The organism is Streptomyces sp. NPDC057010 (assembly GCF_042673805.1).
GTDB lineage: Bacteria > Actinomycetota > Actinomycetes > Streptomycetales > Streptomycetaceae > Streptomyces.
Genome location: NZ_JBHUSC010000057.1, coordinates 1 through 25,558 on the forward strand (window position 1 = coordinate 1; position 25,558 = coordinate 25,558).

The window sequence follows — 25,558 nt, forward strand, 5'->3', positions numbered from 1 at the left end:
CCTCAAACGCCGGCGGGGCTGGATTTCGGCCGGCGTCAGCCTGCACCTTTGCGCCCGGCGTACTGGATTGCCCGGAGGTACCGCAGCCAGGTGCGGACGGGGGCAAATCCAGCCTCGCCGGCGTTTGAGGCGCGGGGTCCGGGGCGGACGGGTGGGTCGCAGGACCGGGTACCCCGGCGGGAGCCAGGCGGTGGCGGAGCGGCGCGGCCAGGCGGCGGGCGTCGCGGACCGACAGGGGGAGCGGGGACCACCCCGCAAGGCGGCCCAGGGAGACCACCGGCGGGTGGACCGGCGAGACCGCCATGACCTCGGACGGGGTGCCGAGGACGGGGGCCGCGCCCGGGGCGGGCAGGAGCAGCACCCGGTCCGCGTACTGGACCACCCGCTCCAGCCGGTGCTCCGCCATCAGGACCGTCGTCCCCAGGTCGTGCACCAGCCGCTGCACCACGGCCAGCACCTCCTCCGCCGCCCCCGGATCCAGCGCCGAGGTCGGCTCGTCCAGGACCAGGACCCGCGGATGCGTCGTCAGGACCGAGCCGATCGCGACCCGCTGCTGCTGCCCCCCGGAGAGGGTGGCGATCGGCCGGTCGCGCAGTTCGTTCAGGCCGAGGAGGTCCAGGGTCTCCTCCACCCGGCGCCGCATCACCGCGGGTGCCAGGCCCAGGGACTCCATCCCGTACGCCAGCTCGTCCTCCACCACGTCCGTCACGAAGTGCGCGAGCGGATCCTGGCCGACCGTCCCCACCACGTCCGCCAGCTCCCGCGGCATGTGCGTGCGGGTGTCACGGCCCGCCACCGTCACCCGACCCCGCAGCGTGCCCCCGGTGAAATGCGGTACGAGCCCGGACACCGCCCCCAGCAGCGTGGACTTGCCGACGCCCGACGGGCCGACCAGCAGCGTCAGCTCGCCCTCCGGGATCACCAGGTCGACGCCCTGGAGCGAGGGACCGGCCGCGCCGTCGTACCTGACGGAGACCTGCTCGAAGCGGATCACGGGGATGCCTCCTTGGGCGGTACGGGTGCCACGAAGGCGGGCAGCAGGCCGATCAGGACCGCGGCCGCCGGCCACAGCGGCAGCGCGGGCGCGACGAGCGGGACCACCCCCGGCCGCAGGCCCTCGGGATCGGCGGAGCCCGCGTACATGAGGAGCGCGGCGACGGCCGCACCCGAGCCGGCGACCAGCCAGGCGCGCACGCCCCACCGGTCGGGCCGGTACCGGGTCCGCACCGACCGGCGCCCGCCCAGCCGCAGCCCGGCCAGCGCCGCCGCCAGGCCGATGCCGAGCACGGGGAGCCCGTAGGCGGCGCCCTCCGCGGCGAGCAGCCCGTACGTGCCCGCACACATGCCGAGCAGGCCGCCGAGGGTGAGGACGTTGGTCGTGTGCCGGACGGCGGGCGGGACCTGCGCCGTACGCCCGTAGCCGCGCGCGTCCATCGACGCGGCCGTCGCGACCGAACGCTCCAGGGCCCCCTCCAGCACCGGCAGGCCGATCTGGAGGATGGCCTTCACCCCGCCCGTGGGGCGGCCGCGCAGCCGGCGCGCGGTCCGCAGCCGGGCGACGTCCGCGACCATGTTCGGCGCGAAGGTCATGGCCACGACCACGGCGACCCCGGCCTCGTACAGGGCGGCCGGGAGGGACTTCAGCAGCCGCGCCGGATTGGCCAGGGCGTTCGCGGCGCCCACGCAGACGAGGAGGGCGGCCAGCTTCGCGCCGTCGTAGAAGGCGAACACCAGCTGCTCGGCGGTGACCTTCCCGCCGAAGCGGATGCCCTGCGCCCAGGCGGGGAGCGGGCCCTCCGGGAGGGTGAAGAGCAGGTGCGTGCCGGGGATGGGGGAGCCGAGCAGCATGGAGAAGAGGAGGCGCAGGCCGATGACGAAGAGGCCGAGCTTGAGGAAGGCCCCGTAGGAGCGCGCCCAGGGGGCGGAGCTGCGGCGGGCCGCGACCACGTAGCCGGCGACGCCGACGATCAGGCCGAGGAGCAGCGGGTTGGTGGTCCGGGAGGCGGCGGTGGCGAGACCGAGGGCCCACAGCCACCAGGCTCCCGCGTGCAGGGACGTCGCGCGGCGGGCCTCGGGAGCCTTCCATTTTTTGTACGTAGGCCCCTGCGAGGGGTCGTGCGCCGCGGGGCGGCTCCGCCGGGGCGGGGTCCCGTCGCCGGGTGCGGCTCCGGTGGGGGTACGGCCGGCCTGCGGCCGGCCGGCATACCCACCCGCACCACCCGTGCGGGTCGTGGGTCGACCGCGGGTGGCCGGCCCCGGCCGGGTGCCGCCTGGTGGCTGCGTCATCGGGAGCGGCGGCGGCGGGACTGCCAGACGGCGGCCGCGGCGAGGGCGGCCACCGCCGCGAGGCCCGCGAGCAGCCCGGCGGACGGGCCGCCGCCGGTGTCGCCGTCCGCCGAGGGGACGGCGGACGGGGCCGGGGCGTCGGCCATCGGCTCGCCGCAGCCCTGCTCCGGGTAGCCCGAGATCGCGCACAGCAGGGCCGCGCCGTTGTAGCGCAGCGGCTTCGCGACCGACGCCAGGGCCTCGGCCGCCGTGGCCTCCGGGGCCACCTGCGCACAGGCCGTGCGCGGCTCCGCCTGCGGCGGGGCGTCGCCCGCCGGGGCGTCCGCCGGGACGCCGAAGTCGACGACGACCGCCACCCGCTTGCGGCCCTCCACCGGCGCGGTGGCCCCGCACACGGCTCCGAAGTCGGCCGCGGCCCGCGGCTGCGCCGCCTGGTCCCCGGCGTCCTTGCTCACGGCGAAGCGGAACCCCTGCACGGAGCCGTCCGCCGGGCGGGCCGTCGACGGCCCCGCGGTGGCGTACGCCCACGTTCCGCCGGCGCCGTCCCAGAACGACCAGTAGCGGTAGCTCGACGCCAGCGCCGGCGCGGCGGCCAGCAGGGTCAGCACGAGGCCGAGGGCCAGGGCGAGGGCCGGTACGGGAACGCGGCGCATCAGAGCCGGTTCTTCTTCCGGCGGCCGCTCAGCAGGATGCCGATGCCGACACCGGCCGCGGCGCCCGCGCCGATCATCCACCACACGTTCTGGTTGCCGGAGCCCTCGCCCTTCTCGCTCTTCACCTCGGTCGCGCTCGTGTCCGCGCCCTGCGGGGCGGGGCCGGTCGCGTTCAGCTCCGAGACCAGGTCGGCGCCGCCGAAGGACTTCGGGTCGGTGCCCGTCGCGTGCGCGGCCAGGATCAGCGTGCCGAGGGCCGCCGGGCTGCCCTTCGCCCACGGCGCCGAGTTGCCCTTGAGCCACTCCAGCGCGCCCGCCGCCGACTGCTTGTGTCCGGCCGCGGCCAGGGCGATCACCGCCTCGGCGGTGTTGCCGGTGTCCGGGGTCGGCTGGTCTGCGCCCGGGGTGACGGCCGTGAGGTGGCCGTCCTTCTTCAGGGCCTCGGCCAGGTAGCCGGCCCCGCCCTGGGCGGCGGCCGCAGGGTCGGCGGGGTCCGCCGCCGGGCAGGTCAGCGCCGCGGCGGGGGTGTCCGTACCGGTCGGGACGACGGCCGCGCCCTTGCCGAGGCCGGCCAGCACCGCCGCGGCCGTCGCGTGGGCGTTGGCGGGCAGCTTGCCGTCGGCCGGCTGGTACGCGAAGGCGCCCCGGTCGGCGGCCGGCTCGGCGGTGCAGCCGAGCTGGAAGGGGAGCAGGCCCTCGTACGCCGACTTGCCGGTCTTCGACTTGACCTCGGCCGGCTTCTCGCCGGCCGCCACCAGGGCGCTGATCACGATGCCGGTCGAGATGGCGTCCGTACCGGTGTCCATGGCGCCGCCGGGGCTGTTGCTCCAGCCGCCGTCCGCGTTCTGTACGGACTTCAGCCAGCCGACGGCCTTCTTCACCGTCTCGTCGTGGCCGCCGACCGCGGCCAGCGCCTGTACGGCGGCCGCGGTGGCGTTGGAGTCGATGAACGTCGAGGCGTCGCAGGCCTTGGCGGTGTCGGCGCGGAAGGAGGGGAAGGCGCCGTTCGCGCACTGCTGGCCGGTCAGCCAGTCCACGGCCTGCGCGGCGGGCTTGATGCCGACGGTGTCCTGGGCGAGCAGCGCGAAGGACTGCCGCCACACGCCGTCGTACGTCGGGTCGTTCTTGCCGTAGAGCCCGGAGGGGATCACGGGCGGCGCGGAGGGGGAGGCGGGCGGCGCGGTGTCGGCGAGGGCTGCGGGGGCCGCGCCCACGCACAGCACGGCGGAGGCGGCGAGCGCGGCGGCGCTGCGGCGGACGATCATGGGGGCGGGTGCCTCTCCTGCTGGGGAGCGGGAGGCAGGCACGCACAGGCACCGGGCTCCGGCTCCGTTTACCTCGACGGTGCCGGCCGCCGGGGGCCCCGGCGACGCGAGCCGCGCACTGACGGTACGGGGCATTCCGGCTCCCCGCCCGGGCGGCGCCGGTGTGGCGCCGGGGGTGGGTCACGGTTGCGGGTCAGCGCCGGAATTGCACCGGCTTCCCCCCGTACGAAAGTGTGGACGACGGCCTCACTCTACCGGCCCGTAGCCCGCGTGCCCGGTGGCGCCGGGCGGCAGCGCCCCTTACCGGCGGGCCCGGCGGGGCCCGGCGGCGCGGCTCACAGGGCCCGGTACGTCACCGGGTCGCTGCCCGGGACGGCCTCCGCGCGGCCCTGCTTCACCAGCCGCCGCAGGTGGGCCTCGGCCTCCGAGACGGCGATGTTGCGGGAGCCGTACGGGATCTGCTCCCAGGGCCGGTTCCATTCCATCCGCTCCGCCAGCCCCCACGGGGTGAGCGGCTCGGCCAGCAGCGCCCACAGGCCGGTGAGCCGCTCCTCGTGGTGGTCCAGCAGCTCCCGTACGCGGGCGGGCGCGTCGGTGAAGGCGTGCTGGTGGGCGGGGAGCACCTCGGCGGGGCGGAGGCGGCCGATGCGTTCGAGGGAGTCGAGGTAGTCCCCGAGCGGGTCGGTGACGCGGGTGTCCTCCGGGTTCTCGTAGAGGCCGATGTGGGGGGAGATCCCGGGCAGGAGGTGGTCGCCGGAGAAGAGGCGGCCGTTGCCGGGGAGGTTCGCCGGGTGCTCCTCCTCCAGGTGCAGGCAGACGTGGCCGGGGGTGTGGCCCGGGGTCCAGATCGCGCGGAGCCGGCGCCCGGCGAGGGGCAGCAGCTCGGCGGGGACGATCTCCCGGTCGGGCACGGCGGCCCGCAGCCCGGGCAGGGTGCGCATGCGGCCGCTCGCGCGGGCGGCGCGCAGCGGGGCGATGTGCTCCTCGGGGGCTCCGGCGGCGGCGAGCTTCTCGCTCATGTAGTCGAACCAGACGCCGGGCTCGGCGCCCCGGGTCCGTACGACGACCTCCGTGTCGGCGGCGTGCATCGCGATCCAGGCGCCGGAGGCCTCGCGGACCTTGCCGGACAGGCCGTGGTGGTCGGGGTGGTGGTGGGTGATGACGACGCCGTGGACGTCGGCGACGGCGGTGCCGAGCGCGGCGAGGCCGGCGACGAGGGTGTCCCACGAGGCGGGGTCGTCCCAGCCGGTGTCGACGAGGACCGGGCCGCGGTCGGTGTCGAGGACGTGGACCAGGGTGTGGCCGAGCGGATTGTCGGGGATGGGGACTTTGACCGCCCACACCCCGCCGCCGTGGTCGGTCACGTGCGGGGCGTCCTGCGGGGCGTCCTGCGGAGTGGTTCGCGGGATGTCCTGTGACCTGTCCTCTGGCATGAGGTCCCCCTGTCTGGCTCCTGGAACGAGAACTTGTTCCACTTGAACTGGTAGCCCAAGTCGACCATCTTCAAGGGCTCCTGACTAGTCGTTGGATCTTCCCGGCTGTTCCGTCCTGGCCGTGGACTCCTCCAACTAGAACTGGTATCAGTTCTGGAACGCCAAGCCGCAGGAGGCATCAGCCATGACCGAGCTCGTGGAACACGGACAACTGTTCATCGGCGGGGAATGGACGGATCCGCAGGGCACCGACACGATCCAGGTCGTCTCCCCCCACACCGAGCAGGTCATCGGCTCCGTGCCGCACGCCTCCAAGGCGGACGTCGACCGGGCGGTCGAGGCCGCGCGCAAGGCCTTCGACGAGGGCCCCTGGCCCCGGATGTCCCTCGACGAGCGGATCGCCGTCGTCACCCGCATCAAGGACGCCATAGCCGTCCGGCACGAGGAGATCGCCCGCTCGATCAGCTCCCAGAACGGATCGCCGTACTCCTGGAGCGTCCTCGCCCAGGCGCTCGGCCCGATGATGGTCTACGACGCCGCGATCACCGTCGCGCGCGCCTACCCGTACGAGGAGTACCGCCAGGGCGTGCTCGGCCCGATCCTGGTGCGCCGCGAGCCGGTCGGCGTCGTCGCGGCCGTCATCCCGTGGAACGTCCCGCAGTTCGTGGCGGCCGCCAAGCTGGCCCCGGCGCTGCTCAGCGGCTCGGCGGTCATCCTCAAGCCGTCCCCCGAGTCCCCGCTGGACTCCTTCATCCTCGCCGACATCGCCCGCGAGGCCGGGGTGCCGGAGGGCGTGCTGTCGATCCTGCCCGCCGACCGGGAGGTCAGCGAGTACCTGGTCGGTCACCCGGGCGTCGACAAGGTCGCCTTCACCGGCTCGGTCGCGGCCGGCAAGCGGGTGATGGAGGTCGCCGCCCGCAACCTCACCCGCGTCACCCTCGAACTCGGCGGCAAGTCCGCCGCCGTCATCCTCCCGGACGCCGACCTGGAGACCACCATCGCCGGGATCGTCCCGGCCGCCTGGATGAACAACGGCCAGGCGTGCGTGGCCCAGACCCGCGTCCTCGCCCCGCGCGGCCGCTACGACGAGATCGCCGACGCCCTCGCGGCGGCCGCCGGCGCGCTCGTCGTCGGCGACCCCCTCGACCCGGCGACCCAGCTCGGCCCCCTCGTGGCCCGGCGCCAGCAGCAGCGCTCCCTCGACTACATCCGCATCGGCCAGGAGGAGGGCGCGAAGGTCCTGGCGGGCGGCGGCCGTCCGGCGGGCCTGGAGCGGGGCTGGTACGTGGAGCCCACCCTCTTCGGCGACGTGGACAACTCCATGCGGATCGCCCGCGAGGAGATCTTCGGCCCGGTCGTCTGCCTGATCCCGTACGGGGACGAGGAGGAGGCGGCCCGGATCGCGAACGACTCCGACTTCGGCCTGAGCGGCAGCGTCTGGACCGGCGACGTGGACCACGGCATCGACTTCGGCCGCCGTATCCGGACGGGCACCTTCAACGTGAACACCTTCAGCCTGGACATGCTCGGCCCGTTCGGCGGCTACAAGAACAGCGGTGTGGGGCGGGAGTTCGGCCCCGAGGGCCTGTCGGAGTACCTGGAGCACAAGATGATCCACCTGCCGGCCGGCTACGAGGCGGGTGCCTGATGGGAGACCGCTGGCAGGTCGAGGTGGACCGGGGCGTCTGCATCGGCTCGGGCATGTGCGTGAACCACGCCCCGGACGGCTTCAGCCTCGACTCCGCACGCCAGTCCCATCCCCGCACCCCGGAAACGGACGCGAACGAGCCGATCCTGACGGCGGCGGAAGGCTGCCCGGTCGAGGCCATCATGATCACGCTGGCGGCGACGGGCGAACCGGTCTTCCCGCCGGAGGAGTAGCCGGATCCGGCCCCGGAACTCGTGTTCCGGGGCCGGATCCGCCCGTTCGGGCCCCGATTGACATTCCCCGGGGGCGGCCGTTGACTGAAAAGAGCGATACGAAGGCACTTGCTCAGAAAGGTCGCGGCCATGCACTGCTGCCGCCGTCCGAAGCCGGTTGCCCGGCCGCTCCTCGCGGCGTTCGCCCTCTCACAAGTCCTCGTGGTCGGCGGGCTGGTCGCCCAGCCCGCGGCGGCGGTCGCTCCGAGCGCCGCCGGCGAGGGCCGGGCCGCGGGCGCCGCACACCAGCCGCTTCCGCCCCCGCCGTCACCGCGCCCGCCGTCTCCGCGCCCGCCGTCACCGCCGGCGCCGGTCGCCCCGGGGGACGAAGCCAAGCGTGCCGAGGCCAACTGCTCCGCCAGGGCCCCCGGGACGGCGACGCCGGAGGACCGGCAGCGGTTCATGTCCGCCTGCATGCAGGAGTACGGCTACCCCTGGACCCCTCCCCAGGTCCAACCGACTCCGACCGAGCGGCCCCAGCCGGTCGAGCCGAACCCGCCGGCCGACCAGCCTCCGCAAGTCGAGCCGCCCGACCGGCCGACCCCTCAGGTCGACCCGAACGAAAGCGGGCGCGCCGAGGCGGAGGCCAACTGCGCCGCCAGGGTTCCCGGGACGGCGACGCCGGAGGAGCGGCAGCGGATCATCTCCGTCTGCTTGCAGGAAGCCGGCTACCCCTGACCCCTGATCCCCGCCCCCACCGACCGGTTCAGGACTTTTCCGGGGACGTCAGGGTGATCAGGCGGCAGACCGTTTCGATGTCGATCTTGACCTGGGCGATCGAGGCGCGGCCCGAGAGCCAGGTGATCAGGGCCGAGTGCCAGGTGTGTTCGATGACCCGGACCGCCGAGAGCTGTTCCGCCGTCGGCGGGGCCTCCAGGCCCATCGCGTCCAGGATGATCGCCGTGGTCAGCCGCGAGACCGTGTCCACCTCCGGGCTCACGCTGCGGTCCGCGAACGTCAGGGCACGGACCATCGCGTCCGCCAGGTGCGGTTCCCGCTGCAGGGCCCGGAAGGCCCGCATCAGGGTCTCCGCCACCCGCGCCGCCGGATCGTCGCCCGCCGGCGGGCGTTTGCGCAGCGTGGTGTGCATGTGCTGGAGCTGGTCCTGCATCGTGGCCACCAGTAGGTGCACCTTGGACGGGAAGTACCGGTAGAGGGTGCCGAGGGCCACGCTGGAGGACTCCGCGACCTCCCGCATCTGGACCGCGTCGAAGCCGCCCCGGCTGGCCAGCTGGGCGCTGGCGTGCAGGATCCGGCGGCGGCGCGCCTCCTGGCGTTCCGTCAGGGGAGGGGACGCCGGTGTGGTGACCGTGCTGACGGCTTTCGCTTCCGCTGTCATGTGTCCCGTTCCATGGCGTTCCGTGTCGTTGCAGGGGCATGCGGGGTGCTGATTCCGGGCTGGTCCGGGGGTCAGCATCGCAGGCGCCGCAGCCGTGGCGCGAATCACCTGCTCCGCCTCTTACGGTGTGGTTTCCGGCCGGTAGATTCAATGCTCTTCGACGGATCAAGTCTGAAACTTGTTCTACATTATCCGAGCGGTTACGCTCCGGCGAAAGTGCAGGGAGATGGGGGCCGAGAGTGACCGCTGAGGCCATGGTGAAGAGCCCTTTCGCGGGTTCCGCCACCGACGGCGACCGCCCGCTGCGTATCGCACTCCTCACCTATAAGGGGAACCCGTTCTGCGGCGGCCAGGGCGTCTACGTCCGCCACCTCTCGCGCGAGCTCGTACGACTCGGGCACTCCGTCGAGGTCATCGGCGCACAGCCCTACCCGGTCCTCGACACGGGAGCCACGCTCACCGAGCTCCCGAGCCTCGACCTCTACCGGCAGCCCGACCCCTTCCGCACCCCCAAGCGCGACGAGTACCGGGACTGGATCGACGCCCTTGAGGTCGCCACCATGTGGACCGGCGGATTCCCCGAGCCGCTGACCTTCTCGCTGCGCGCCCGCCGCCATCTCGCCGCCCGCGCCGGTGACTTCGACGTCATCCACGACAACCAGACCCTCGGATACGGGCTGCTGGCGGACCTCGGCGCACCCCTGGTGACGACGATCCACCACCCCATCACCGTCGACCGCAAACTCGACCTCGCCGCCGCGAAGGACCGCAAGAAGCGCGCCTCCGTGCGCCGCTGGTACGCCTTCACGCGCATGCAGGGCCGCGTCGCCCGCCGGCTCCCCTCCGTCCTCACCGTCTCCGGTTCCTCCAAGCAGGAGATCGCCGAGCACCTGGGCGTGGAGTCCGGCCGCATCCACGTCGTCCACATCGGCGCCGACACCGACCTGTGGTCGCCCGACGCCTCCGTCGCCGAGGTCCCGGGCCGCATCGTCACCACCTCCAGCGCCGACGTCCCGCTCAAGGGCCTCGTGCACCTCATCGAGGGCCTCGCCAAGCTGCGCACCGAACAGCCCGAGGCTCACCTCGTCGTCGTCGGCAAGCGCGCCGAGGAGGGGCCGGTCGCCCGCGCCATCGCCTCGTACGGGCTCCAGGACGCCGTCCGCTTCGTCAAGGGCATCACCGACGCCGAACTCGTCGACCTCGTGCGCAGCGCGCAGGTCGCCTGCGTGCCCTCCCTCTACGAGGGCTTCTCGCTGCCCGCCGCCGAGGCCATGGCCACCGGCACCCCGCTCGTCGCCACCACCGGCGGCGCGATCCCCGAGGTCTCCGGACCCGACGGCGAGACCTGCCTCGCGGTGCCCCCCGGCGACGCGGGCGCCCTGGCCGCGGCCCTGGGCCGGATGCTGGGCGACCCCGAACTGCGGGCCCGCCTCGGCGCGGCCGGCCGCGAACGGGTCCTGACCCGCTTCACCTGGGCCAAGGCCGCCGAGGCCACGGCCGCGCACTACCGCGCCGCCATCGCGCAGGCGCAGGCGGCCGCGTCGCCCCGCCGCGCCCGGTGACCTCCCCTTACCTACGCCAGCTCATGTGCAACCCCGAACACCCCCGCGACAGCGAAGGCAGGACCCCGTGCTGACCGTCGATTTCTCCCGGTTCCCGCTCGCCGCAGGCGACCGCGTGCTCGATCTGGGCTGCGGCGCAGGCCGGCACGCCTTCGAGTGCTACCGGAGAGGCGCCCAGGTGGTCGCCGTCGACCGCAACGGCGAGGAGATCCGCGAGGTCGCCAAGTGGTTCGCCGCCATGAAGGAGGCCGGCGAGGCCCCGGCCGGCGCGACGGCCACCGCCATGGAGGGCGACGCGCTCGCGCTGCCCTTCCCCGACGAGTCCTTCGACGTCGTCATCATCTCCGAGGTGATGGAGCACATCCCCGACGACAAGGGCGTGCTCGCCGAGATGGTGCGCGTGCTCAAGCCCGGCGGGCGCATCGCCATCACCGTCCCGCGCTACGGCCCCGAGAAGATCTGCTGGGCGCTCTCCGACGCCTACCACGAGGTCGAGGGCGGCCACATCCGCATCTACAAGGCGGACGAGCTGCTCGGCAAGATGGAGGCCGCGGGCCTCAAGCCGTACGGGACGCACCACGCGCACGGGCTGCACTCCCCGTACTGGTGGCTCAAGTGCGCCTTCGGCGTCGACAACGACAAGGCACTGCCCGTCAAGGCGTACCACAAGCTGCTGGTCTGGGACATCATGAAGAAGCCGCTGGTCACGCGGCTCGCGGAGCAGGCCCTCAACCCGGTGATCGGCAAGAGCTTCGTGGCGTACGCGACGAAGCCGCACCTGCCCGTCGGCGCGGCCGGTCCCGCGGACTCGGCCCAGTGAGCTCGCCGGAGCGCACCGCACCCGAACACCTCGTCCTGAACGGGGTGCTGACCGCCGAGCAGGCCGCCGAGACGGTCGCCGGGATCCTCGCCGCGCAGCGGGCGGACGGGGCCATACCGTGGTTCCGCGGCCACCACCTGGACCCGTGGGACCACACCGAGGCCGCGATGGCGCTGGACGCGGCCGGGGAGCACGCGGCCGCCGAGAAGGCGTACGAGTGGCTCGCGGCCCACCAGAACCACGACGGCTCCTGGTACGCGGCCTACGCCGACCGGGCGGACGGCGTGGACACCGCCGAGCCGCAGGACGCGGGACGGGAGTCCAACTTCGTCGCGTACGTGGCGGTCGGGGTCTGGCACCACTACCTGGCGACCGGCGACGACACCTTCCTGGACCGCATGTGGCCGGTGGTGTACGCGGCGGTGGAGTTCGTCCTCGGCCTGCAGCAGCCGGGCGGGGAGATCGGCTGGAAGCGGGAGGCCGACGGCTCGCCCGTCACCGACGCGCTGCTGACGGGATCGTCCTCGATCCACCAGGCGCTGCGGTGCGCGCTGGCCATCGCCGAGCACCGGGAGGAGCCGCAGCCCGGCTGGGAGCTGGCGGCGGGGGCGCTGCGGCACGCGATACGGCGGCACCCGGAGCGGTTCCTGGACAAGTCCCGGTACTCGATGGACTGGTACTACCCGGTCCTGGGCGGGGCGCTGGCCGGAGCCGAGGCGAAGGCGCGGATCGAGGAGCGGTGGCAGGAGTTCGTGGTCCCGGAGCTGGGGGTGCGGTGCGTCCTGCCGAACCCCTGGGTGACGGGCGGGGAGTCCTGCGAGCTGGCGCTCGCGCTGTGGGCCATGGGGGAGTCGGACCGGGCGCTGGAGATCCTGCGGTCGATCACGCACCTGCGGGCCGAGAACGGGATGTACTGGACCGGGTACGTGTTCCAGGACGGCGCGGTGTGGCCCGTGGAGCAGACGACGTGGACGGCGGGGTCGCTGCTGCTCGCCGTTGCCGCGCTGGGCGGGGACGAGGCGACCGCCGAGGTGTTCGGCGGGGGCTCGCTGCCGGCCGGCCTGGAGCCCGACTGCTGCGGGTGAGCGGGGAGCGGGAGCGGGTGCCGGCGCCGGCACCCGCTCAGCGACGGTAGAGCCAGCCGGCGACGGCGTGCCCGATGAGGACGTAGGCGACGGCCGCGATGCCGTAGCCGATCACGACCTGGACCCATTCACGGCTGAAGGTGAACAGGTCGTAGGACCAGCCGGCGAGCCAGGTGGCGGCGTCGTGGATGAAGTCGACCAGGCCGTTGCCCTGGTTGGCGTCCAGGAGGTAGAGCAGGATCCACAGGCCGATCACGAAGGCGAACACGTCCGCCACCAGTGCGACGGCCCGGCCTGCCTGACTGCTCCCGCGGGGGCGTACTCGACTGTGAGTTCTCATACAGCGCGTGTTGCCGCCCGGACGCGGCGTAAACCCGGCGCGGTAAACCCGGCGCGGTGAACCCGAACGGGTCGCCCCGGTGGTGCGGGCCGGGGGCGGGGGGGAGGCTGCGGGGGACACCTCAGTCCCCGGAGGCAATCGTGGCCGTACCCCCCACCGTCCGAATCCGTCGCGCCCTCACGGCGCTGGTCCTGTCCACCGCGCTGGTCGCCGGTGCCACCGCATGCGGCAGCAGCGGCGGTGGCGCGGGGCGGCAGGAAGAGGTGACGTCGGCCGCCGTCGCGGATCTGGCGGCCCTCGCCGCCGCCGAGCCGGCCGCCGACGAGGCGGATGAGCTGGCGGCCGCGGAGCCGTCGCCCAGCACGTCGGCCGAGCGGCAGAAGTTCGCCAAGACGCGCTTCGTCGCCAACGCCGGGCTCGCGGCCGGGGCCACGTACCAGTGGATCGTCAAGCCGTTCCGCGACGGCAAGTTCAAGAAGGGCGCGAAGGGCCGTACGTTCGCGCTGATCAAGGCCGGCCTCGCCGGCGCCTTCGCCTACAACCGGCTGAAGGCGGCTGCCGACAACGCCAAGGGCGACCCGCTCCTGTCGAAGGCGATGGGCCCGCTGACCGCGGGCATCGAGTCCCTCAAGGGGCTCGGCAGCAAGCTCCGCAAGGGCGAGGCGGGCGATGCCGACATCGATTCCTTCAAGAACGTCATCGACGGGGTCAAGAGCGCCGGCAAGAGCGCGGGCGCCGAGGTGACGGACCAGGTGCCGAGCCTGTCGCAGCTCGGCGGATAGCGGGAGCGCCACTCCCGCCGGCACCGGCCGGGGCCCGTCCGACGGACCCCGGCCGGCGCCGTGGCACTACGGGTTGGGCGTGATGAGGGTGGAGGTGGTGTCCGTGTCGTTCCCCTTGCGCGGGTCCTTGTCGTCGCCGAACACGGTGGCGGTGTTCCTCACGGTGGTGGGCTCCGCGACGTCGGCCGCGGTGCCGGTCACCTCGATCTCGACGCTGTCGCCCTTCGCCAGCGGGCCACCCGTGCAGGAGAGGAGGCCGTCGGTGATCTCGCAGCCTTCGGTGGACGTGGTGGGCGACACGAGCTCCGCGGGGAGCTGGTCGGTCAGCGTCCAGCCGGAGGAGTCACCCGTGCCGTCGTCCTTCCCCTTGTCCTTGTCCTTGCCCTTCCCGTGGTCCTTGCCCTTGCCCGGGTGCTTGCCCGGGTGCTTGCCGGGGTGCTTGTCCTTGTCCTCGTCCCCGCTCACGTTCGTGACGGTGATGCGGTAGGTGATCTCGCTGCCGGACGTGACTTCCCTGGGGCCCGTCTTGTCCACCGCCAGGTCGGCCTTGGAGTCGAGGAAGCAGGAGGTGGCGTCCAGGTTCACCAGCTCCTGCTGGGGGTCCTGGTCCTGCGTCGACAGGATGGTGAACTCGGGGTCGGCGGAGGTCGCGTTCTTCACGTGCACCCGGAAGAGCTCTCCGTTGACGTTGCGGAAGAGTCCGAGATCGCCGTTGCCGTAGACGAAGACGCCGCCGAAGTCGGAACCGCCCGGAAGGACCCCGGGGAAGAGGTCCAGGGTTCCGTCGGAGATACGGATGCGCGCGATGGCACCGTCCTGGGTCGAGCCCCACAGGAACCCGTCGCGGAACGCGAAGTCGAAGATGTCGAGGGTCGGGTCGTCCAGCCCCGGGACCTCGATGAAGCCCGTGACCTTGCGGGTCTTGACGTCGACGATGAAGATCCTGTCCGTGTCGTCGGCCAGGATGTAGTAGTGGCCCTTGTCGTCGAACGCGCCCGAGATGTAGAGGGCGGCGGGGAAATCGACACCGGGGCTGGCGGTAAGGGCACCGAGGTCGGTGGCGTCGCCATTACGGTTGAAGCGGAGCAGGTGGTTTTCGGTGTTCGTGTCCCCGAACGTGGTCCCGTAGAGGAAGCGGTCGCGCGGGTTCACGCCGATGGCGTTGTAGAGGGACTCCGGCGGGGTGCCCAGCGGCGTGAACCGGTACGTTCCGGGCCCTCTGTCGGCGGTGTAGAGCTGGTCGGCTCCCGGTACGTCACCGAACGAGGCGTAGACCTTTCCGTCGCACTCGACACCGTTCTTCCCGTGGGACGGGTTCTGCGCGACAGCCGCTCCGGGGGCCGGGGCGGCGCCGGCCGGTGACGCCGGCAGGCCGGCGGCGATTCCTGCGACGATTCCCACCGCACTCAGTGCCGAGAGGGCGCGCAGCCGCCGCTTTCCGTGCTTCGGCCCGTTGGTTCCTCGAATCACGAACATGCACCTTTCACGCAAGGCGGATGTGACGGACAAGGATCAGCACAAGGAATGTGGGGTCGAATATCGCGGCTCGGGCTTTGAGTAGGGAGTTCGCTCCAATGCACCAGAGAAATGCCGGGGTGTTTTTCCGATCATCGGAACGTTCATGACCTGTTTGAATGGGTCCGGTGAACGTGATCGAGATCGTGGTGGTCGTCCTCGGCGCCGCGGGAGCCGGATGGCTGCTGCGGCGCAAGCACCTCGCGCGGGTGGCCGCCGGTCCCGCGGCCGGGATCCCCGGCATGGCGCGGAGACCGGCGGGCAAGGGCCGTTGGCGGCCCGGGCGGCTGTACGCGGACCAGGGCGAGGGCGCGGCCCGCTGGGTCCCGGCGCGGGGCGAGCCCTTGCCGCTGCCCGGCGGCCGCGCCACCGACGTGCGGGCCCCGTCCGTGAAGGAGGGGATGTCCATCAACCCCGGGTCGCGGATCGTGACCTGCGCCTACGAGGGCGGCGGGAGCGTCGAGATCGCCGTCATGCCGCTGGACCTGCGGGAGCTGCTGGAGGCCCTGCCGCAGGCCGATGCCGGATCCGGTTGCGGTTCCGGTTCCGCCTAGGTGTTGAGCTCCGCCAGTACGCGCAGGGTGTGCGGGTCCGGGGCCGTGACCAGCAGGTCGGTGACCGGGCCCTTGCGCCACAGTTCCAGGCGTTCCGCGATCCGCTCCCGCGGCCCGATCAGCGAGATCTCGTCGGCGAACGCGTCCGGGACGGCCAGGACCGCCTCCTCCTTGCGTCCTGCGAGGAACAGCTCCTGGATGCGGCGGGCCTCCTCCTCGTAGCCCATGCGCGCCATGAGGTCGGCGTGGAAGTTGCGCGCCGCGTGCCCCATGCCGCCGATGTAGAAGCCGAGCATCGCCTTGACGGGGAGGAGTCCTTCCGCGACGTCGTCGCAGACCCTGGCCCGGGCCATCGGGGCGATCATGAACCCCTCGGGGAGCTCGGCCAGCGAGGCCTGGTAGACGTCCGTGCGGGTCGGCGACCAGTAGAGGGGGAGCCAGCCGTCCGCGATCCGCGTCGTCTGTGCGATGTTCTTCGGGCCCTCCGCGCCGAGCAGGACCGGCAGGTCGGCCCGGAGCGGGTGGGTGATGGGCTTGAGCGGCTTGCCGATACCGGTGCCGTCCTCGCCGCGGTACGGGTGCTGCTGGAAGCGGCCGTCCAGGGCGACCGGGCCCTCCCGGCGGAGCACCTGGCGGATGACGTCGACGTACTCGCGGGTCGCGGTCAGCGGGCTCGCGGGGAACGGGCGCCCGTACCAGCCCTCCACCACCTGCGGCCCGGACAGGCCCAGGCCCAGCATCATCCGGCCGCCGGAGAGGTGGTCCAGGGTGAGGGCGTGCATGGCGGTCGCGGTGGGGGTGCGGGCGGCCATCTGCGCGATGGCGGTGCCGAGGCGGATCCGCGAGGTGTGCGCGGCGATCCAGGTCAGCGGGGTGAAGGCGTCCGAGCCCCAGGCCTCGGCGGTCCAGACCGAGTCGTAGCCGAGGTTCTCGGCCTCGGTGGCGAGGTCGAGGTGGTCCGGGTTGGGGCCGCGGCCCCAGTAGCCGAGTGCGAGTCCGAGACGCATGCCGGTCCCCTCCGGGAGGTGCCGTTTCTGACGGAGCGTCAGGTGACTCTAGGGCAACGGCCCCCCGCCCGGAAGGGGCGGGGGGCCGTTGCGCGTCAAACGCCGGTGAGGCCGGAGGTCACCCGCGCTGGATGCCCGAGGTGTCGTTCAGGACGCCGCGGCGGCCGTCCTGGGTCTGGGCGACCAGGGCGGACGCGCCGCGCTGCTCGACGGCCAGGTACCAGGTGCCCGGGGCGAGTTCGGCGATCTGGGTGGGAGAGCCGTCCTCGGCGAAGAGGGGGCGGGCCACCGGCACCGCGAACCAGAACGGGGCGAAGTCCGCCGCCGGGGCGGGGGTGGGCGCGGGAGCCTGCTGGCCCGCGTCCTGCGGCGTGCCGCCGTACGGCGGGGCCGGCTGCGGGGTGTTGCCGTAGGGCTGCGGCTGCTGCCCGCCCGGGTACCCGTACCCGGCGCCCGGCTGGGGCTGGCCCCCGTACGGCGGGACGGCGGCGGGCTTCGGCTCCGGCACCAGCTGGCCGGCCAGCGCCGGGATCTTCGCGCCGGCGACGGCCACGCCGGCCAGGGCCAGCGTGGCGAGGAAGGTGATGATGGCGCCGGCGCCCAGGTCGAACTGGCTCGGGCAGGTGATCAGCGACCACAGCGCCGACCAGGCGGCCGACACGGCGAGCACGGTGCCCCACGCCGCCAGGGGCAGGCCGAGCACCTTGCGGGTCTCGGGCTGGAAGCGGGCCGCGATGAGCAGGCCTGCGGCGATGAAGCCGATCAGGAAGACGCTGGGGAGCACCAGGTGGTAGGCGTCGGTGTCCCACGCGCTGGGGAAGTCGCCACCGGTGGTGGAGTAGAAATCGAGGAACGAGGCGATGAACAGCAGCGCCGCTGCTCCGATCACCACGCCGTCGCCTCGAGTGAGGGAGCGGATGTTCACGTCTTAGGTGTCCTTCTCGGTCTCGGTCGTCTCGTGGTGCCGCGGTCGCAGCGTGCCTGCAGCGGGGCGGGCGGCACCATGGTACGGATCTCTCCGGCGGCCGAGAGGGTCGGGGCGTCGGGTGGTCCCACCGGGAGCCCCGGCGGGACTCCCGCTTGGACTACCCGCCGAGGAAGCCGACGATGCCGTCCGCGATGCCCTGGGCCGCCTTCTGCCGCCACTCCGGACTCGTCAGCTGCGCCGCGTCCTTGGCGTCACGCATGTTGCCGCATTCGATGAACACCTTGGGCCGAGTTGACAGGTTCAGTCCGCCGAGATCGTCGCGGATGACCAAACCGGTACCGCTTCCGAGGTAGTTGGCGGGGGAGGAGCCGGTGGTCCGGGCGAAGTTCGAGGCGATCCGCTCGCCGAGCTGCCGGGACGGTCCGACGATGGGCGCGGTGTCGGCGGCACCGCCCTTGACCTCGGCGGGGAGGATGATGTGGAAGCCGCGGTTTCCGGCGGAGACGCCGTCGGCGTGGACGGAGACGACGGCATCCGCCTTCGCCCCGTTGCCGATACGGGCGCGCTCGTCGATGCAGGGGCCCCAGGCGCGGTCTTCGCCCTCGTGGGTGAGGACCACCTTCAGGCCCTTGGCCTCCAGGAGGGCGCGGGCGCGGACCGACACGTCCATCGTGAACTCCGCCTCCATGTAACCGGAGTTGGTGGTGGTGCCGGTGGTGTCGCACTCCTTGAGGTTGGTGCCGATGTCGACCTGACGCTCGATCTCGTCGGTGTGGTCGAAGTTGCCGGTGTTGTGGCCGGGGTCGATGACGACGGTGCGGCCGGCGAGGGGTCCCTTGGCGGGCGCCGCCGCGGAGGTCTCAGGGGTGGCCGTCGCCGCCGGGCCCGCCTTCGGCGCGACGGGCGGCTTCGCGTCGTGGCCGTCCGCGGCGGCTCCGGTCAGGACCTGGGTCAGGACCCAGCCCGCCAGGAAGGTCGGCGCCAGCGCGGCGGCCGCGATGACGAGGGTGGAGCGGCGCGTGAACCAGGGCCGGTGGTCCGGATCGGCCGACGCGGCGGCTTCGGGGCGTGGGGGGCTGTCGTCGTAGCGCACCCGGCGATGCTATGCCGGGGCCTCCCGGGGGGTGCGGATCGTGGGCCATCCGGGGGCGTGGTGTGCTTATCGGATGTATGCGGGGGTCCTGGGCCGCGCGCCGCTGCCGGGGCTCCGCCCCGGACCCCGCGCCTCAAACGCCGGCGGGGCTGATTTTGCCCGCCCGAGTGCACGGGTGCAGCCACAGGATCGGGGCTCCGCCCCGGACCCCCCGCGCCTCAAACGCCGGCGGGGCTGGATATAGCCCGCCCGGCGTTTGAGGGCACGGGCGCGGAGCGCGCGTACGGGGTCTGGGGCGGAGCCCCAGGGCCTTTCAGCCCGTCCGGCGTTTGAGGACCGGGTCCGGGCGGAGCCCGGGGAACGGTGGAAGGGCGGGTAGGGGACCCGCTCCGCGCAGCGGGACCGTGCGGCGAAGGGCCGTCGCGGGGTCACCCACGGGCGGCGGCCAGGGCGGTGAGTTCGGACTGGGTCTGGGCCTCGCCCGTCGGGTTGTTCACCGCCCGGTGGAGGGCCAGGGCGTCCTCCAGGTAGGTCGCGGCCTCCTCGTGCCGCCCCTGCTCCCGGGCGATCCCGCCGAGCGCGGTCAGCGCAAAGGCCTGGCCGAAGCGGTTGCCCGCCCGCTGGTGGAGCAGGATCGCCTCCTGGAAGCGGTCCGCGGCCGCGTCGAGGTCCCCGGCCGCCCGGGCGACGTGCCCGAGCCCGCGCAGGGCGTAGGCCAGGCCGATGCCGTCGTCCGCCCGCCGCTGGAGCTCCACCGCCTCCCCGAACCGGGCCCCGGCCCCGGCCAGGTCCCCGCGCGCCCGGGCCACGTGCCCCAGTCCGGTCAGCGCGTAGCCCTGGCCCGCCGGGTCAGCGGCGGTGCGGGCCAGCCGCAGGGCGGACTCGAAGTGCCCGGTCGCCGCCTCGTGCCCGCCGCGCGCCCGGGCGACCTCGCCGAGCCCGCGCAGCGCGTCGCTCTCCCCGGCCGGATCCCCGGCCCCCGCCAGCAGCCGGGCCGCCCGCTCGAACCGGGCGACCGCCTCCTCGTACCGGAGCCGGCCCCTCGCGATGTCCCCCAGCGCGGTGTGGGCCCGGCCCTGCCCCGCCTGGTCCCCGGCCTGCTCGGCCGCCGCCAGGACATCCTCGTAGAGCGCCTGCGCCCGCTCGTCGCGCCCCTCCACGTACAGCAGCCGGGCCGTCCGTACGGCCAGGCTGCCGCCCAGTTCCCAGCCCCCCTCGGCCAGGGCCGCGGCGGCCGCCCCCGCCAGCTCCTCGGAGGCGGCGTTCGTCCAGACCCGCGCGTGGTCCGGGTTGTCGAACGGCCCGGTCCCGGCCGTGGGGGCGGCCGCCGCGTACACCAGGCCGTGCGCCGTGCCGATGACGTCGTCGAGGTGCCGGTAGAGGCTGTGCCGGCCGTGCTCCACGGCCTCCTCCGGGTCCTGGCCGCCGACCAGTCGGCGCGCGTAGGCGAGGAAGAGGTCGTGGAAGACGTACCGGTGCTGCGGGAGCGAGGTCAGCATGCTGCGCTGGAGCAGCCGGACCAGCTTCACGGTGGCGAGTTCCGCGGGCATGCCGGAGAGGGCCGCTATCGAGGCGGCGTCGAAGTCCGGGCCGGGGTGCCACACGCAGGTGCGCAGCACCCGCTGCAGATCGCCGCTCAGCGCGTCGTACGAGACCCGGAACGCGGCGGCCGCGTCCTGGTCGGCGTCGTCCAGCTGCTCCAGGGGGTACGCGGCCGAGCGCATCACCGCGAGCAGCACGCGCGGCTCCATCTCGGCCAGCAGGGCGCCCACCGGGCGCAGGGCGAGCGGGAGGTGGCCGCACAGCCGGGCCAGCTCGGCCAGCTCGGAGGCCTGCCCGGCCCGCTCCCCGCCAGGTTCCGCCACCGGCCTCCCCGCCACGCGCAGCAGGAGCTCCACGGAGGCCGCAGGCTCCAGCTGGTCGAGCCCGGCCCGTACGGCCGTCTCCAGCCCGTCGAGCCGGTACCTGCCGGTGACCAGGACCAGCGAGCGGCCGCCGCTGGACGGACCGGGCAGCAGCGGCTCGATCTGCTCGCGGTCGCGGGCGTTGTCGAGGAGCAGCAGGACGTTCTTGCCGGCCAGCCAGGCCCGCCACAGCTGGGCCTTGGCCGGGGTGCCGGCGGGGATGTCGGATCCGCTGAACCCGGCGAGCCACAGCAGTTCGGCCAGGACGTCGCCGGGCTCGCGGGGCACGCTGCCGGGGGTGAAGCCGAACAGGTCGACTTCGAGCCGGGCATCGGTGAACCCGTCCGCCAGCCGCTCCGCCAGCGCGCGGGCCAGCGCCGACTTGCCGGACCCGCCGGGTCCGTGCAGCAGCGCGACGGCCGGCCCGCGCCGGCCTTCCACGGCGGCCCCGCAGGCGGCGGCCAACTCCGGCAGCCGGGTGGCATGGCCGACCAGGATGGACGGGGGCGGCACCAGGGTGTTCAGGACGACACCCGGCCGCGCCTGGCCGGAGGCCCCGTAGAAGTAGTTGTTCTGGACGCCCTGCCCGATGACCGCCTGCTGCGCCTGCCCCGACGCGGTCGCGTGCAACGGGCCCGCCGGCCCGGCCCCTTCGACCCCTTCGACGGTCATCGTGGCGCCTGGAAGGTGTTGTGCTGCGTCCCCTGCCCCTGGACCGCCTGCTGCGCCTGGCCCGACGCGGTGGCGTGTACGGTCACCTGCGCCGCGGCGGAGTCCGCCGCCGGCTGCTCCTGGAGGAAGGCCACCAGCTCGCGCAGCCGCTGCTCCTGCTCCGGGGAGTCCTCCAGCAGGTCCTCGAACCGGGTCTGCCAGGCCGCCGCCTGCCGGGCCGCGGCCCGCTCGCCCTCCTCCGGCCGGTCCGCGGCGGCCTCGGCCAGCTCCTCCCGGGCCCGCTCCAGCCGTGCCTCCTGGCGGGCTGCCTCCTGCGGATCGCCGCGCCCCAGCAGGCGGGCCGCCCGCTCGCGGCACGCCTCCCAGGCGTCCGTGGCCATCGCCTGTACGAGCGTGCCGCCCGCCGTCGCGGCGAGCATGGTGAGCGCCTCTACGAGCACTGTCGTCCCCCTCCGTGCACCGGAACCCCAACTGGCCCCGAGGGCCGGTCCCTTCATACCATCGGGGGTCTTCCCTACGGCTGCCCGCCGGCCGTGCGCCGCAGGACGCGGAGGGAGTCCGTCACCGAGACCTCCTCGAAGGCGCCGGAGGCGAGGGCGCGGAGGTAGATCCGGTACGGGGCCTGCCCGCCGTCGGCCGGGTCAGGGAAGACGTCGTGGATGACGAGCGTCCCGCCAGGGGCGACGTGCGGGGCCCAGCCCTCGTAGTCGCCGGTGGCGTGCTCGTCGGTGTGGCCCCCGTCGATGAACACGAACCCGAGCGGGCCGCCCCAGGCGGCGGCGACCTGCGGGGAGCGGCCGACGATCGCGATCACGTGGTCTTCGAGGCCGGCCCGGTGGAGGGTCCGGCGGAAGGTGGGCAGGGTGTCCATCAGGCCGATCTCCGGGTCCACGACGGTCGGGTCGTGGTACTCCCAGCCGGGCTGCTGCTCTTCGCTGCCGCGGTGGTGGTCGACGGTGATGGCCGGCACCCCGGCCTCGCGGGCGGCGTCGGCGAGGAGGATGGTGGAGCGGCCGCAGTACGTGCCGACCTCCAGGAGCGGGAGCCCGAGTGCGGCGGCCCCGGCGGCCGCCTCGTAGAGGGCGAGGCCCTCCCGTACGGGCATGAACCCCTTGGCGGCCTCGAAGGCGGCGAGGGTCTCCGGCTTGGGGGTGGCGGCCATGGGTTCCTCCTGAGCTGCGGCTGGGCGGCCCATGCTGCCCTACCGCCGAGTAGCGGGCCATGGCGGGTGCCGGGTTCGGGTGCGGCGCCGCTGCGGGGGCGCCGCACCCGAACCCTGAGCGGGGATCGGTCAGTGGTCGAAGTGGGCGCCGAAGGCGAGGCTGCCCCTCGGGGTCAGGCCGACCTGGGCGGGGACGATCATCCGCGAGCCCGTGCCGCCGACCTTCGTGCCGCTGGACTGCAGGTAGGTGACGGAGCCGGCGTTGACGCCGTCCGCGTCGGGGGCCCCGACGATCAGGTCCGCCTTGCCGTCCTTGTTGACGTCCGTGAGCTTCGTCTCGACCCCGAACTGCTCGGCCCGCCGCGCGTCACCGGGGACTCCCGCGGAGTTGCGGCTCAGCGCCACCACGCCGGTGCCCGTGACGAGGCCGGACGCCGACCCCCGGAACAGGTGGACCGTTCCGGCGTTCGAAACCGTGCCGAGGGCCTCGCCGTAGGCTCCGACCGCCAGGTCCTGGTAGCCGTCGCCGTCGACGTCGCCGAGCGCGACGGAGACGCCGAAACCGTCGTTCTGCTCGTCCACGCCGGGCACTCCGGGCGTGTCCTGGTCGATGGCGACCGGCGTCGCGGACGGACCGGCGGCCGAGCCGTAGGCGACGAGGACCTGGCCGCCCTTGGCCCCGTACCGGTTGCCGATGACGACGTCGCCGTACCCGTCGCCGTTGATGTCGCCGATGGCCTGCGAGCTGCCGGCCGCGATCGGCTTCGCGGCAGCGGGGAGCAGACCGGTGGGGCTGCCGGGCACGTAGTGGTTCAGGCTGTTCACGGTGCCGGCCAGCACCAGGTCGTCCCGGCCGTCGCCGTTGACGTCCCCGCTCGCGATGCCTTCGAGGGACGTCGTGAGGCGGAAGGCCACCTGGGTCTTCGCGGGCGCTGCCTGCGCGCCGGACCTGGCTATGTTCCTGAACGTGTAGAGCGTGCTGCTCGTGGTCGCGGGGGCGACGGCGGAGGCGGCCACGACGAGCTCGTCCTTGCCGTCCCCGTCGAAGTCGCCGGCGGCGAGCTTCCCGCCCCAGGTGCGCCGGTTGTTGACGGTGGGTTCGGCGATCCTGTCGGGGTCGTCGAGCGTGACGCCGCCGGTCAGCCCGCTCTTGGAGCCCCATACGACGGTGAGCCCGCCGGCGCACTTGTCCTCGCAGTGCGCCGTCACGGCCAGATCGGAGAAGCCGTCGCCGTCGAAGTCACCGACCGCGCTGACGCCGCCGAAGCCGTCGCCGGCCTCCGGGTCGTCGGGCACGCCGGGCGAGGCCTGGGTGAGCAGCTGCCGCTTGGACGCCGTCACCCCGGAGGCGGACCCGTAGAGCACGACCGCCTGGCCCGCCGCCCGCACCTCGCCGACGTCCGCGTTCGGCGTGCCCACGACCACGTCGGCGAAGCCGTCGCCGTTGAAGTCGGCCTTCGGGGCGGGGAGGGGGGCGGCCGCGGCCACTCCCGTCGGCAGGAGCAGGCCGCCACCGGCGACGGCGGCCACGGTGAGGGCGGCCAGGGCGGTGCGTACGGTCGGTCGCATACGGGGTCCTTCGGGTCAGCAGGAAGATCACCGAGTAGACCGGCCGCCTCGCGCAATGGTTGTACGGGGAGGATGAGGCTGTTTTGCGTCGCATTCGAACCACACCGTCTTGCCCGTGGGGATCGAGACCGTGCCCCAGCGGTCGGTGACCGCCTCGACCAGGAGCAGCCCCCGGCCGCCCTCCGCGAGCGCGTCGCCTCCGCGGGAGGGGCGGGGGAGCCCCGGGCACGGGTCGGCGACCTCGACCCGCAGCCCCTCCGGCCGCCGCAGGATGAGTACGACGCACTCCCGCCCGGGCACGTGCCGTACGACGTTGGCGACCAGCTCGGTCAGCGCCAGCTCGGCGTCGTCGGCCAGCCCGTCCAGGCCCCAGCGGTCGAGATACGTCCGCAGGATGCGCCGCATGTGCCGGGCCGAGTGCTCACCCACGGTGAAGCCCATGCGGTAGCTGCCGCCGATTCCCACCGGAGAGCGGTCAGTTGCGTGATTCATGCCACCAGCGTGGAGCGGTCTGGTTACGCTCGGCTACAGACCGAAACGAACGCCGCACGGCGTGAACTTGGGGGTGACCGCCTCATGGTCAACATCCGCGAACTCGATCCCAGTGCCTCCCCGCTGGACTACTACGGCGCCGAACTCCGCCGCCTGAGAGAGGAAGCCGGGCTGAAGCAGGGGGCTCTGGGCGGGATCATCTTCTGCACGGCCTCCCTGATCGGCCAGATCGAGACGGCCAGGAAGGTGCCGACGCGGGAGTTCTCGGAACGGGTGGATGCGGCTCTGGGTACGGGCGGCTATCTCTCCCGGCTGGTGGGCCTGGTCCTGCGCAGCCAGCTGCCGACCTGGTTCCAGCCGTACGCGGAGATGGAGGCGAAGGCTGCGTACATCTCCACGTTCCAAGCGCAGGTGGTGTACGGGCTGTTGCAGACCGAGCCCTACGCGCGGGCGTTGCTGAGTGTCGATTTTCCAGACAAGGTCGACGAGTTGGTGGCGGCGCGAATGGAACGGCAGCGCATTTTGGCCCGCGAGAACCCGCCGGTGTTGTGGGTGGTCCTGGATGAGGCGCTGCTGCACCGGGAGGTCGGAAGCCGGGAGATCATGCGGAATCAACTGGCTCACCTGTTGGGTTTCCTTGAGCGACCATGGGTGCAGGTTCAGGTGCTGCCCTTCTCGGCTGGTCAGCACACCGGGATGATGGGATCGTTCACGCTTCTCCGCTTCGAGGACGACCCGGATCTCTTCTACTCGGAGAGCTACGACTCGGGGCGTATGACGGCCAATCCGCAAGTGATCAGGGAGCGTTCCGTCGGATACGCTCGACTGCAAGCCGCAGCCCTCTCTCCGGAGGACTCGGCGGCGCTGATCGCACGGGTGATGGAGGAGCGTTATGGGGACCAGCCTGGACCTGGCGAGCGTGCAGTGGCGTAAGTCGTCGTACAGCGGGACCAGCGGTGGCGAGTGTGTCGAGTGCGCCCCGCTCGGCGCCGCCGCCTGGCGGAAGTCCTCGCACAGCGGAACCACCGGCGGCGACTGCGTCCAGGTAGCCGCCCAGCCGGCCCACATCGCGATCCGCGACTCCAAGAACCCCGACGGCCCCGCCTTCACCGTGAGCCCCGTCGCCTTCACCGCCTTCGTGAGGGCCTTGTCGTCGTAATCCCCCTTACCCTGAGGC

26 protein-coding genes and 1 riboswitch are annotated in these 25,558 nt (G+C 73.4%); of the genes, 10 read left to right on the plus strand and 16 right to left on the minus strand.

The features are described from left to right. The 5 genes from ACFTXQ_RS31110 to ACFTXQ_RS31130 all read right to left on the minus strand — a co-directional run. On the minus strand, positions 1–994 hold a 994-nt coding region (locus ACFTXQ_RS31110), incomplete at its 3' end, for an ATP-binding cassette domain-containing protein (RefSeq protein ID WP_382647221.1). After that, positions 991–2,286, minus strand: a complete 1,296-nt coding sequence (locus tag ACFTXQ_RS31115) for an energy-coupling factor transporter transmembrane component T (protein WP_382647224.1) — start codon at positions 2,284–2,286, stop codon at positions 991–993. The genes ACFTXQ_RS31110 and ACFTXQ_RS31115, both read right to left, overlap by 4 nt. Continuing rightward, a complete protein-coding gene (locus ACFTXQ_RS31120) occupies positions 2,283–2,939 on the minus strand; it encodes an SCO2322 family protein (RefSeq protein WP_382647227.1) in 657 nt (218 codons plus the stop codon). The genes ACFTXQ_RS31115 and ACFTXQ_RS31120 overlap by 4 nt, the downstream gene beginning before the upstream one ends. After that, entirely contained in the window at positions 2,939–4,204 is a 1,266-nt protein-coding gene (locus tag ACFTXQ_RS31125; protein ID WP_382647229.1) for a prenyltransferase/squalene oxidase repeat-containing protein, read from the minus strand. The genes ACFTXQ_RS31120 and ACFTXQ_RS31125 overlap by 1 nt, the downstream gene beginning before the upstream one ends. A gap of 114 nt (positions 4,205–4,318) precedes the next feature. After that, a riboswitch (cobalamin riboswitch) is annotated at positions 4,319–4,459 on the minus strand. An 80-nt stretch (positions 4,460–4,539) separates the two neighbouring features. Then, on the minus strand, positions 4,540–5,637 hold the full coding sequence (locus tag ACFTXQ_RS31130) for an MBL fold metallo-hydrolase (RefSeq protein ID WP_382647233.1): 1,098 nt from the start codon (positions 5,635–5,637) through the stop codon (positions 4,540–4,542). Positions 5,638–5,821: 184 nt separating this feature from the next. Between ACFTXQ_RS31130 and ACFTXQ_RS31135 the strand changes: the two genes are divergently transcribed. From ACFTXQ_RS31135 to ACFTXQ_RS31145, 3 genes are all read left to right on the plus strand, one after another. Then, a complete protein-coding gene (locus ACFTXQ_RS31135) occupies positions 5,822–7,285 on the plus strand; it encodes an aldehyde dehydrogenase (RefSeq protein ID WP_382647236.1) in 1,464 nt (487 codons plus the stop codon). Beyond that, the gene (locus ACFTXQ_RS31140) at positions 7,285–7,518 is read left to right on the plus strand and encodes a ferredoxin (protein WP_382647239.1); all 234 of its coding nucleotides are present in this window, start codon (positions 7,285–7,287) and stop codon (positions 7,516–7,518) included. Before ACFTXQ_RS31135 ends, ACFTXQ_RS31140 begins: the two co-directional genes overlap by 1 nt. 108 nt (positions 7,519–7,626) lie before the next feature. Further along, entirely contained in the window at positions 7,627–8,235 is a 609-nt protein-coding gene (locus tag ACFTXQ_RS31145; RefSeq protein WP_382647242.1) for a hypothetical protein, read from the plus strand. A gap of 28 nt (positions 8,236–8,263) precedes the next feature. Here the strand turns inward: ACFTXQ_RS31145 and ACFTXQ_RS31150 are convergent, their stop codons facing one another. After that, the gene (locus ACFTXQ_RS31150) at positions 8,264–8,896 is read right to left on the minus strand and encodes a TetR family transcriptional regulator (RefSeq protein WP_382647245.1); all 633 of its coding nucleotides are present in this window, start codon (positions 8,894–8,896) and stop codon (positions 8,264–8,266) included. 239 nt (positions 8,897–9,135) lie between these two features. Here ACFTXQ_RS31150 and ACFTXQ_RS31155 point away from each other — a divergent pair, with 239 nt between their 5' ends. From ACFTXQ_RS31155 to ACFTXQ_RS31165, 3 genes are all read left to right on the plus strand, one after another. Next, on the plus strand, positions 9,136–10,458 hold the full coding sequence (locus tag ACFTXQ_RS31155; RefSeq protein WP_382647248.1) for a glycosyltransferase family 4 protein: 1,323 nt from the start codon (positions 9,136–9,138) through the stop codon (positions 10,456–10,458). Positions 10,459–10,525: 67 nt separating this feature from the next. After that, positions 10,526–11,278: a class I SAM-dependent methyltransferase gene (locus tag ACFTXQ_RS31160; RefSeq protein WP_382647251.1), complete on the plus strand. Its 753-nt coding sequence runs from the start codon at positions 10,526–10,528 to the stop codon at positions 11,276–11,278. Next, entirely contained in the window at positions 11,275–12,363 is a 1,089-nt protein-coding gene (locus ACFTXQ_RS31165) for a prenyltransferase (RefSeq protein WP_382647254.1), read from the plus strand. The genes ACFTXQ_RS31160 and ACFTXQ_RS31165 overlap by 4 nt, the downstream gene beginning before the upstream one ends. 37 nt (positions 12,364–12,400) lie before the next feature. On the opposite strand, the gene ACFTXQ_RS31170 is transcribed toward ACFTXQ_RS31165, so the two are convergent. Beyond that, the gene (locus ACFTXQ_RS31170) at positions 12,401–12,703 is read right to left on the minus strand and encodes a hypothetical protein (protein WP_382647257.1); all 303 of its coding nucleotides are present in this window, start codon (positions 12,701–12,703) and stop codon (positions 12,401–12,403) included. A gap of 140 nt (positions 12,704–12,843) precedes the next feature. Between ACFTXQ_RS31170 and ACFTXQ_RS31175 the strand changes: the two genes are divergently transcribed. After that, the gene (locus tag ACFTXQ_RS31175; protein ID WP_382647260.1) at positions 12,844–13,485 is read left to right on the plus strand and encodes a hypothetical protein; all 642 of its coding nucleotides are present in this window, start codon (positions 12,844–12,846) and stop codon (positions 13,483–13,485) included. Positions 13,486–13,551: 66 nt separating this feature from the next. On the opposite strand, the gene ACFTXQ_RS31180 is transcribed toward ACFTXQ_RS31175, so the two are convergent. Further along, positions 13,552–14,955, minus strand: coding sequence for a DUF6923 family protein (locus tag ACFTXQ_RS31180; protein ID WP_382647263.1), 1,404 nt, complete (start codon positions 14,953–14,955; stop codon positions 13,552–13,554). A 173-nt stretch (positions 14,956–15,128) separates the two neighbouring features. On the opposite strand from ACFTXQ_RS31180, the gene ACFTXQ_RS31185 reads away from it, so the two are divergent. Then, positions 15,129–15,554: a hypothetical protein gene (locus ACFTXQ_RS31185; protein WP_382647266.1), complete on the plus strand. Its 426-nt coding sequence runs from the start codon at positions 15,129–15,131 to the stop codon at positions 15,552–15,554. Here the strand turns inward: ACFTXQ_RS31185 and ACFTXQ_RS31190 are convergent. From ACFTXQ_RS31190 to ACFTXQ_RS31225, 8 genes are all read right to left on the minus strand, one after another. Further along, positions 15,551–16,561: an LLM class F420-dependent oxidoreductase gene (locus ACFTXQ_RS31190; RefSeq protein WP_382647269.1), complete on the minus strand. Its 1,011-nt coding sequence runs from the start codon at positions 16,559–16,561 to the stop codon at positions 15,551–15,553. The two genes, ACFTXQ_RS31185 and ACFTXQ_RS31190, sit on opposite strands and share 4 nt — an antisense overlap. Positions 16,562–16,679: 118 nt before the next feature. After that, positions 16,680–17,486, minus strand: a complete 807-nt coding sequence (locus ACFTXQ_RS31195; RefSeq protein WP_382647272.1) for a hypothetical protein — start codon at positions 17,484–17,486, stop codon at positions 16,680–16,682. Between the two features lie 160 nt (positions 17,487–17,646). Further along, positions 17,647–18,582 carry an N-acetylmuramoyl-L-alanine amidase gene (locus tag ACFTXQ_RS31200; protein ID WP_382647275.1) on the minus strand — a complete coding sequence of 312 codons (936 nt, stop codon included), beginning with the start codon at positions 18,580–18,582 and terminating at the stop codon, positions 17,647–17,649. Positions 18,583–19,010: 428 nt separating this feature from the next. Next, positions 19,011–21,158: a tetratricopeptide repeat protein gene (locus tag ACFTXQ_RS31205; protein ID WP_382647278.1), complete on the minus strand. Its 2,148-nt coding sequence runs from the start codon at positions 21,156–21,158 to the stop codon at positions 19,011–19,013. After that, positions 21,155–21,598, minus strand: coding sequence for a hypothetical protein (locus ACFTXQ_RS31210; protein ID WP_382647281.1), 444 nt, complete (start codon positions 21,596–21,598; stop codon positions 21,155–21,157). Before ACFTXQ_RS31210 ends, ACFTXQ_RS31205 begins: the two co-directional genes overlap by 4 nt. A gap of 74 nt (positions 21,599–21,672) precedes the next feature. Further along, on the minus strand, positions 21,673–22,320 hold the full coding sequence (locus ACFTXQ_RS31215) for a class I SAM-dependent methyltransferase (protein WP_382647284.1): 648 nt from the start codon (positions 22,318–22,320) through the stop codon (positions 21,673–21,675). Between the two features lie 129 nt (positions 22,321–22,449). Continuing rightward, complete coding sequence (locus tag ACFTXQ_RS31220) at positions 22,450–23,889, minus strand: FG-GAP and VCBS repeat-containing protein (RefSeq protein ID WP_382647287.1); 1,440 nt, start codon at positions 23,887–23,889, stop codon at positions 22,450–22,452. A gap of 27 nt (positions 23,890–23,916) precedes the next feature. Next, the gene (locus ACFTXQ_RS31225) at positions 23,917–24,381 is read right to left on the minus strand and encodes an ATP-binding protein (protein ID WP_382647290.1); all 465 of its coding nucleotides are present in this window, start codon (positions 24,379–24,381) and stop codon (positions 23,917–23,919) included. 84 nt (positions 24,382–24,465) lie between these two features. Between ACFTXQ_RS31225 and ACFTXQ_RS31230 the strand changes: the two genes are divergently transcribed. Continuing rightward, the gene (locus tag ACFTXQ_RS31230) at positions 24,466–25,314 is read left to right on the plus strand and encodes a helix-turn-helix domain-containing protein (RefSeq protein WP_382647293.1); all 849 of its coding nucleotides are present in this window, start codon (positions 24,466–24,468) and stop codon (positions 25,312–25,314) included. Further along, positions 25,274–25,540: a DUF397 domain-containing protein gene (locus ACFTXQ_RS31235; protein WP_382647296.1), complete on the plus strand. Its 267-nt coding sequence runs from the start codon at positions 25,274–25,276 to the stop codon at positions 25,538–25,540. The genes ACFTXQ_RS31230 and ACFTXQ_RS31235 overlap by 41 nt, the downstream gene beginning before the upstream one ends. Positions 25,541–25,558: the final 18 nt, after the last annotated feature.

Excerpts from the sequence above, each read along its gene's own strand:
- ACFTXQ_RS31115 (WP_382647224.1), bottom strand. The coding sequence starts at position 2,286 with ATGACGCAGCCACCAGGCGGCACCCGGCCGGGGCCGGCCACCCGCGGT.
- ACFTXQ_RS31120 (WP_382647227.1), bottom strand. The coding sequence starts at position 2,939 with ATGCGCCGCGTTCCCGTACCGGCCCTCGCCCTGGCCCTCGGCCTCGTG.
- ACFTXQ_RS31125 (WP_382647229.1), bottom strand. The coding sequence starts at position 4,204 with ATGATCGTCCGCCGCAGCGCCGCCGCGCTCGCCGCCTCCGCCGTGCTG.
- ACFTXQ_RS31130 (WP_382647233.1), bottom strand. The coding sequence starts at position 5,637 with ATGCCAGAGGACAGGTCACAGGACATCCCGCGAACCACTCCGCAGGAC.
- ACFTXQ_RS31135 (WP_382647236.1), top strand. The coding sequence starts at position 5,822 with ATGACCGAGCTCGTGGAACACGGACAACTGTTCATCGGCGGGGAATGG.
- ACFTXQ_RS31140 (WP_382647239.1), top strand. The coding sequence starts at position 7,285 with ATGGGAGACCGCTGGCAGGTCGAGGTGGACCGGGGCGTCTGCATCGGC.
- ACFTXQ_RS31150 (WP_382647245.1), bottom strand. The coding sequence starts at position 8,896 with ATGACAGCGGAAGCGAAAGCCGTCAGCACGGTCACCACACCGGCGTCC.
- ACFTXQ_RS31170 (WP_382647257.1), bottom strand. The coding sequence starts at position 12,703 with ATGAGAACTCACAGTCGAGTACGCCCCCGCGGGAGCAGTCAGGCAGGC.
- ACFTXQ_RS31190 (WP_382647269.1), bottom strand. The coding sequence starts at position 16,561 with ATGCGTCTCGGACTCGCACTCGGCTACTGGGGCCGCGGCCCCAACCCG.
- ACFTXQ_RS31205 (WP_382647278.1), bottom strand. The coding sequence starts at position 21,158 with ATGACCGTCGAAGGGGTCGAAGGGGCCGGGCCGGCGGGCCCGTTGCAC.
- ACFTXQ_RS31215 (WP_382647284.1), bottom strand. The coding sequence starts at position 22,320 with ATGGCCGCCACCCCCAAGCCGGAGACCCTCGCCGCCTTCGAGGCCGCC.
- ACFTXQ_RS31220 (WP_382647287.1), bottom strand. The coding sequence starts at position 23,889 with ATGCGACCGACCGTACGCACCGCCCTGGCCGCCCTCACCGTGGCCGCC.
- ACFTXQ_RS31225 (WP_382647290.1), bottom strand. The coding sequence starts at position 24,381 with ATGAATCACGCAACTGACCGCTCTCCGGTGGGAATCGGCGGCAGCTAC.
- ACFTXQ_RS31230 (WP_382647293.1), top strand. The coding sequence starts at position 24,466 with ATGGTCAACATCCGCGAACTCGATCCCAGTGCCTCCCCGCTGGACTAC.
- ACFTXQ_RS31235 (WP_382647296.1), top strand. The coding sequence starts at position 25,274 with ATGGGGACCAGCCTGGACCTGGCGAGCGTGCAGTGGCGTAAGTCGTCG.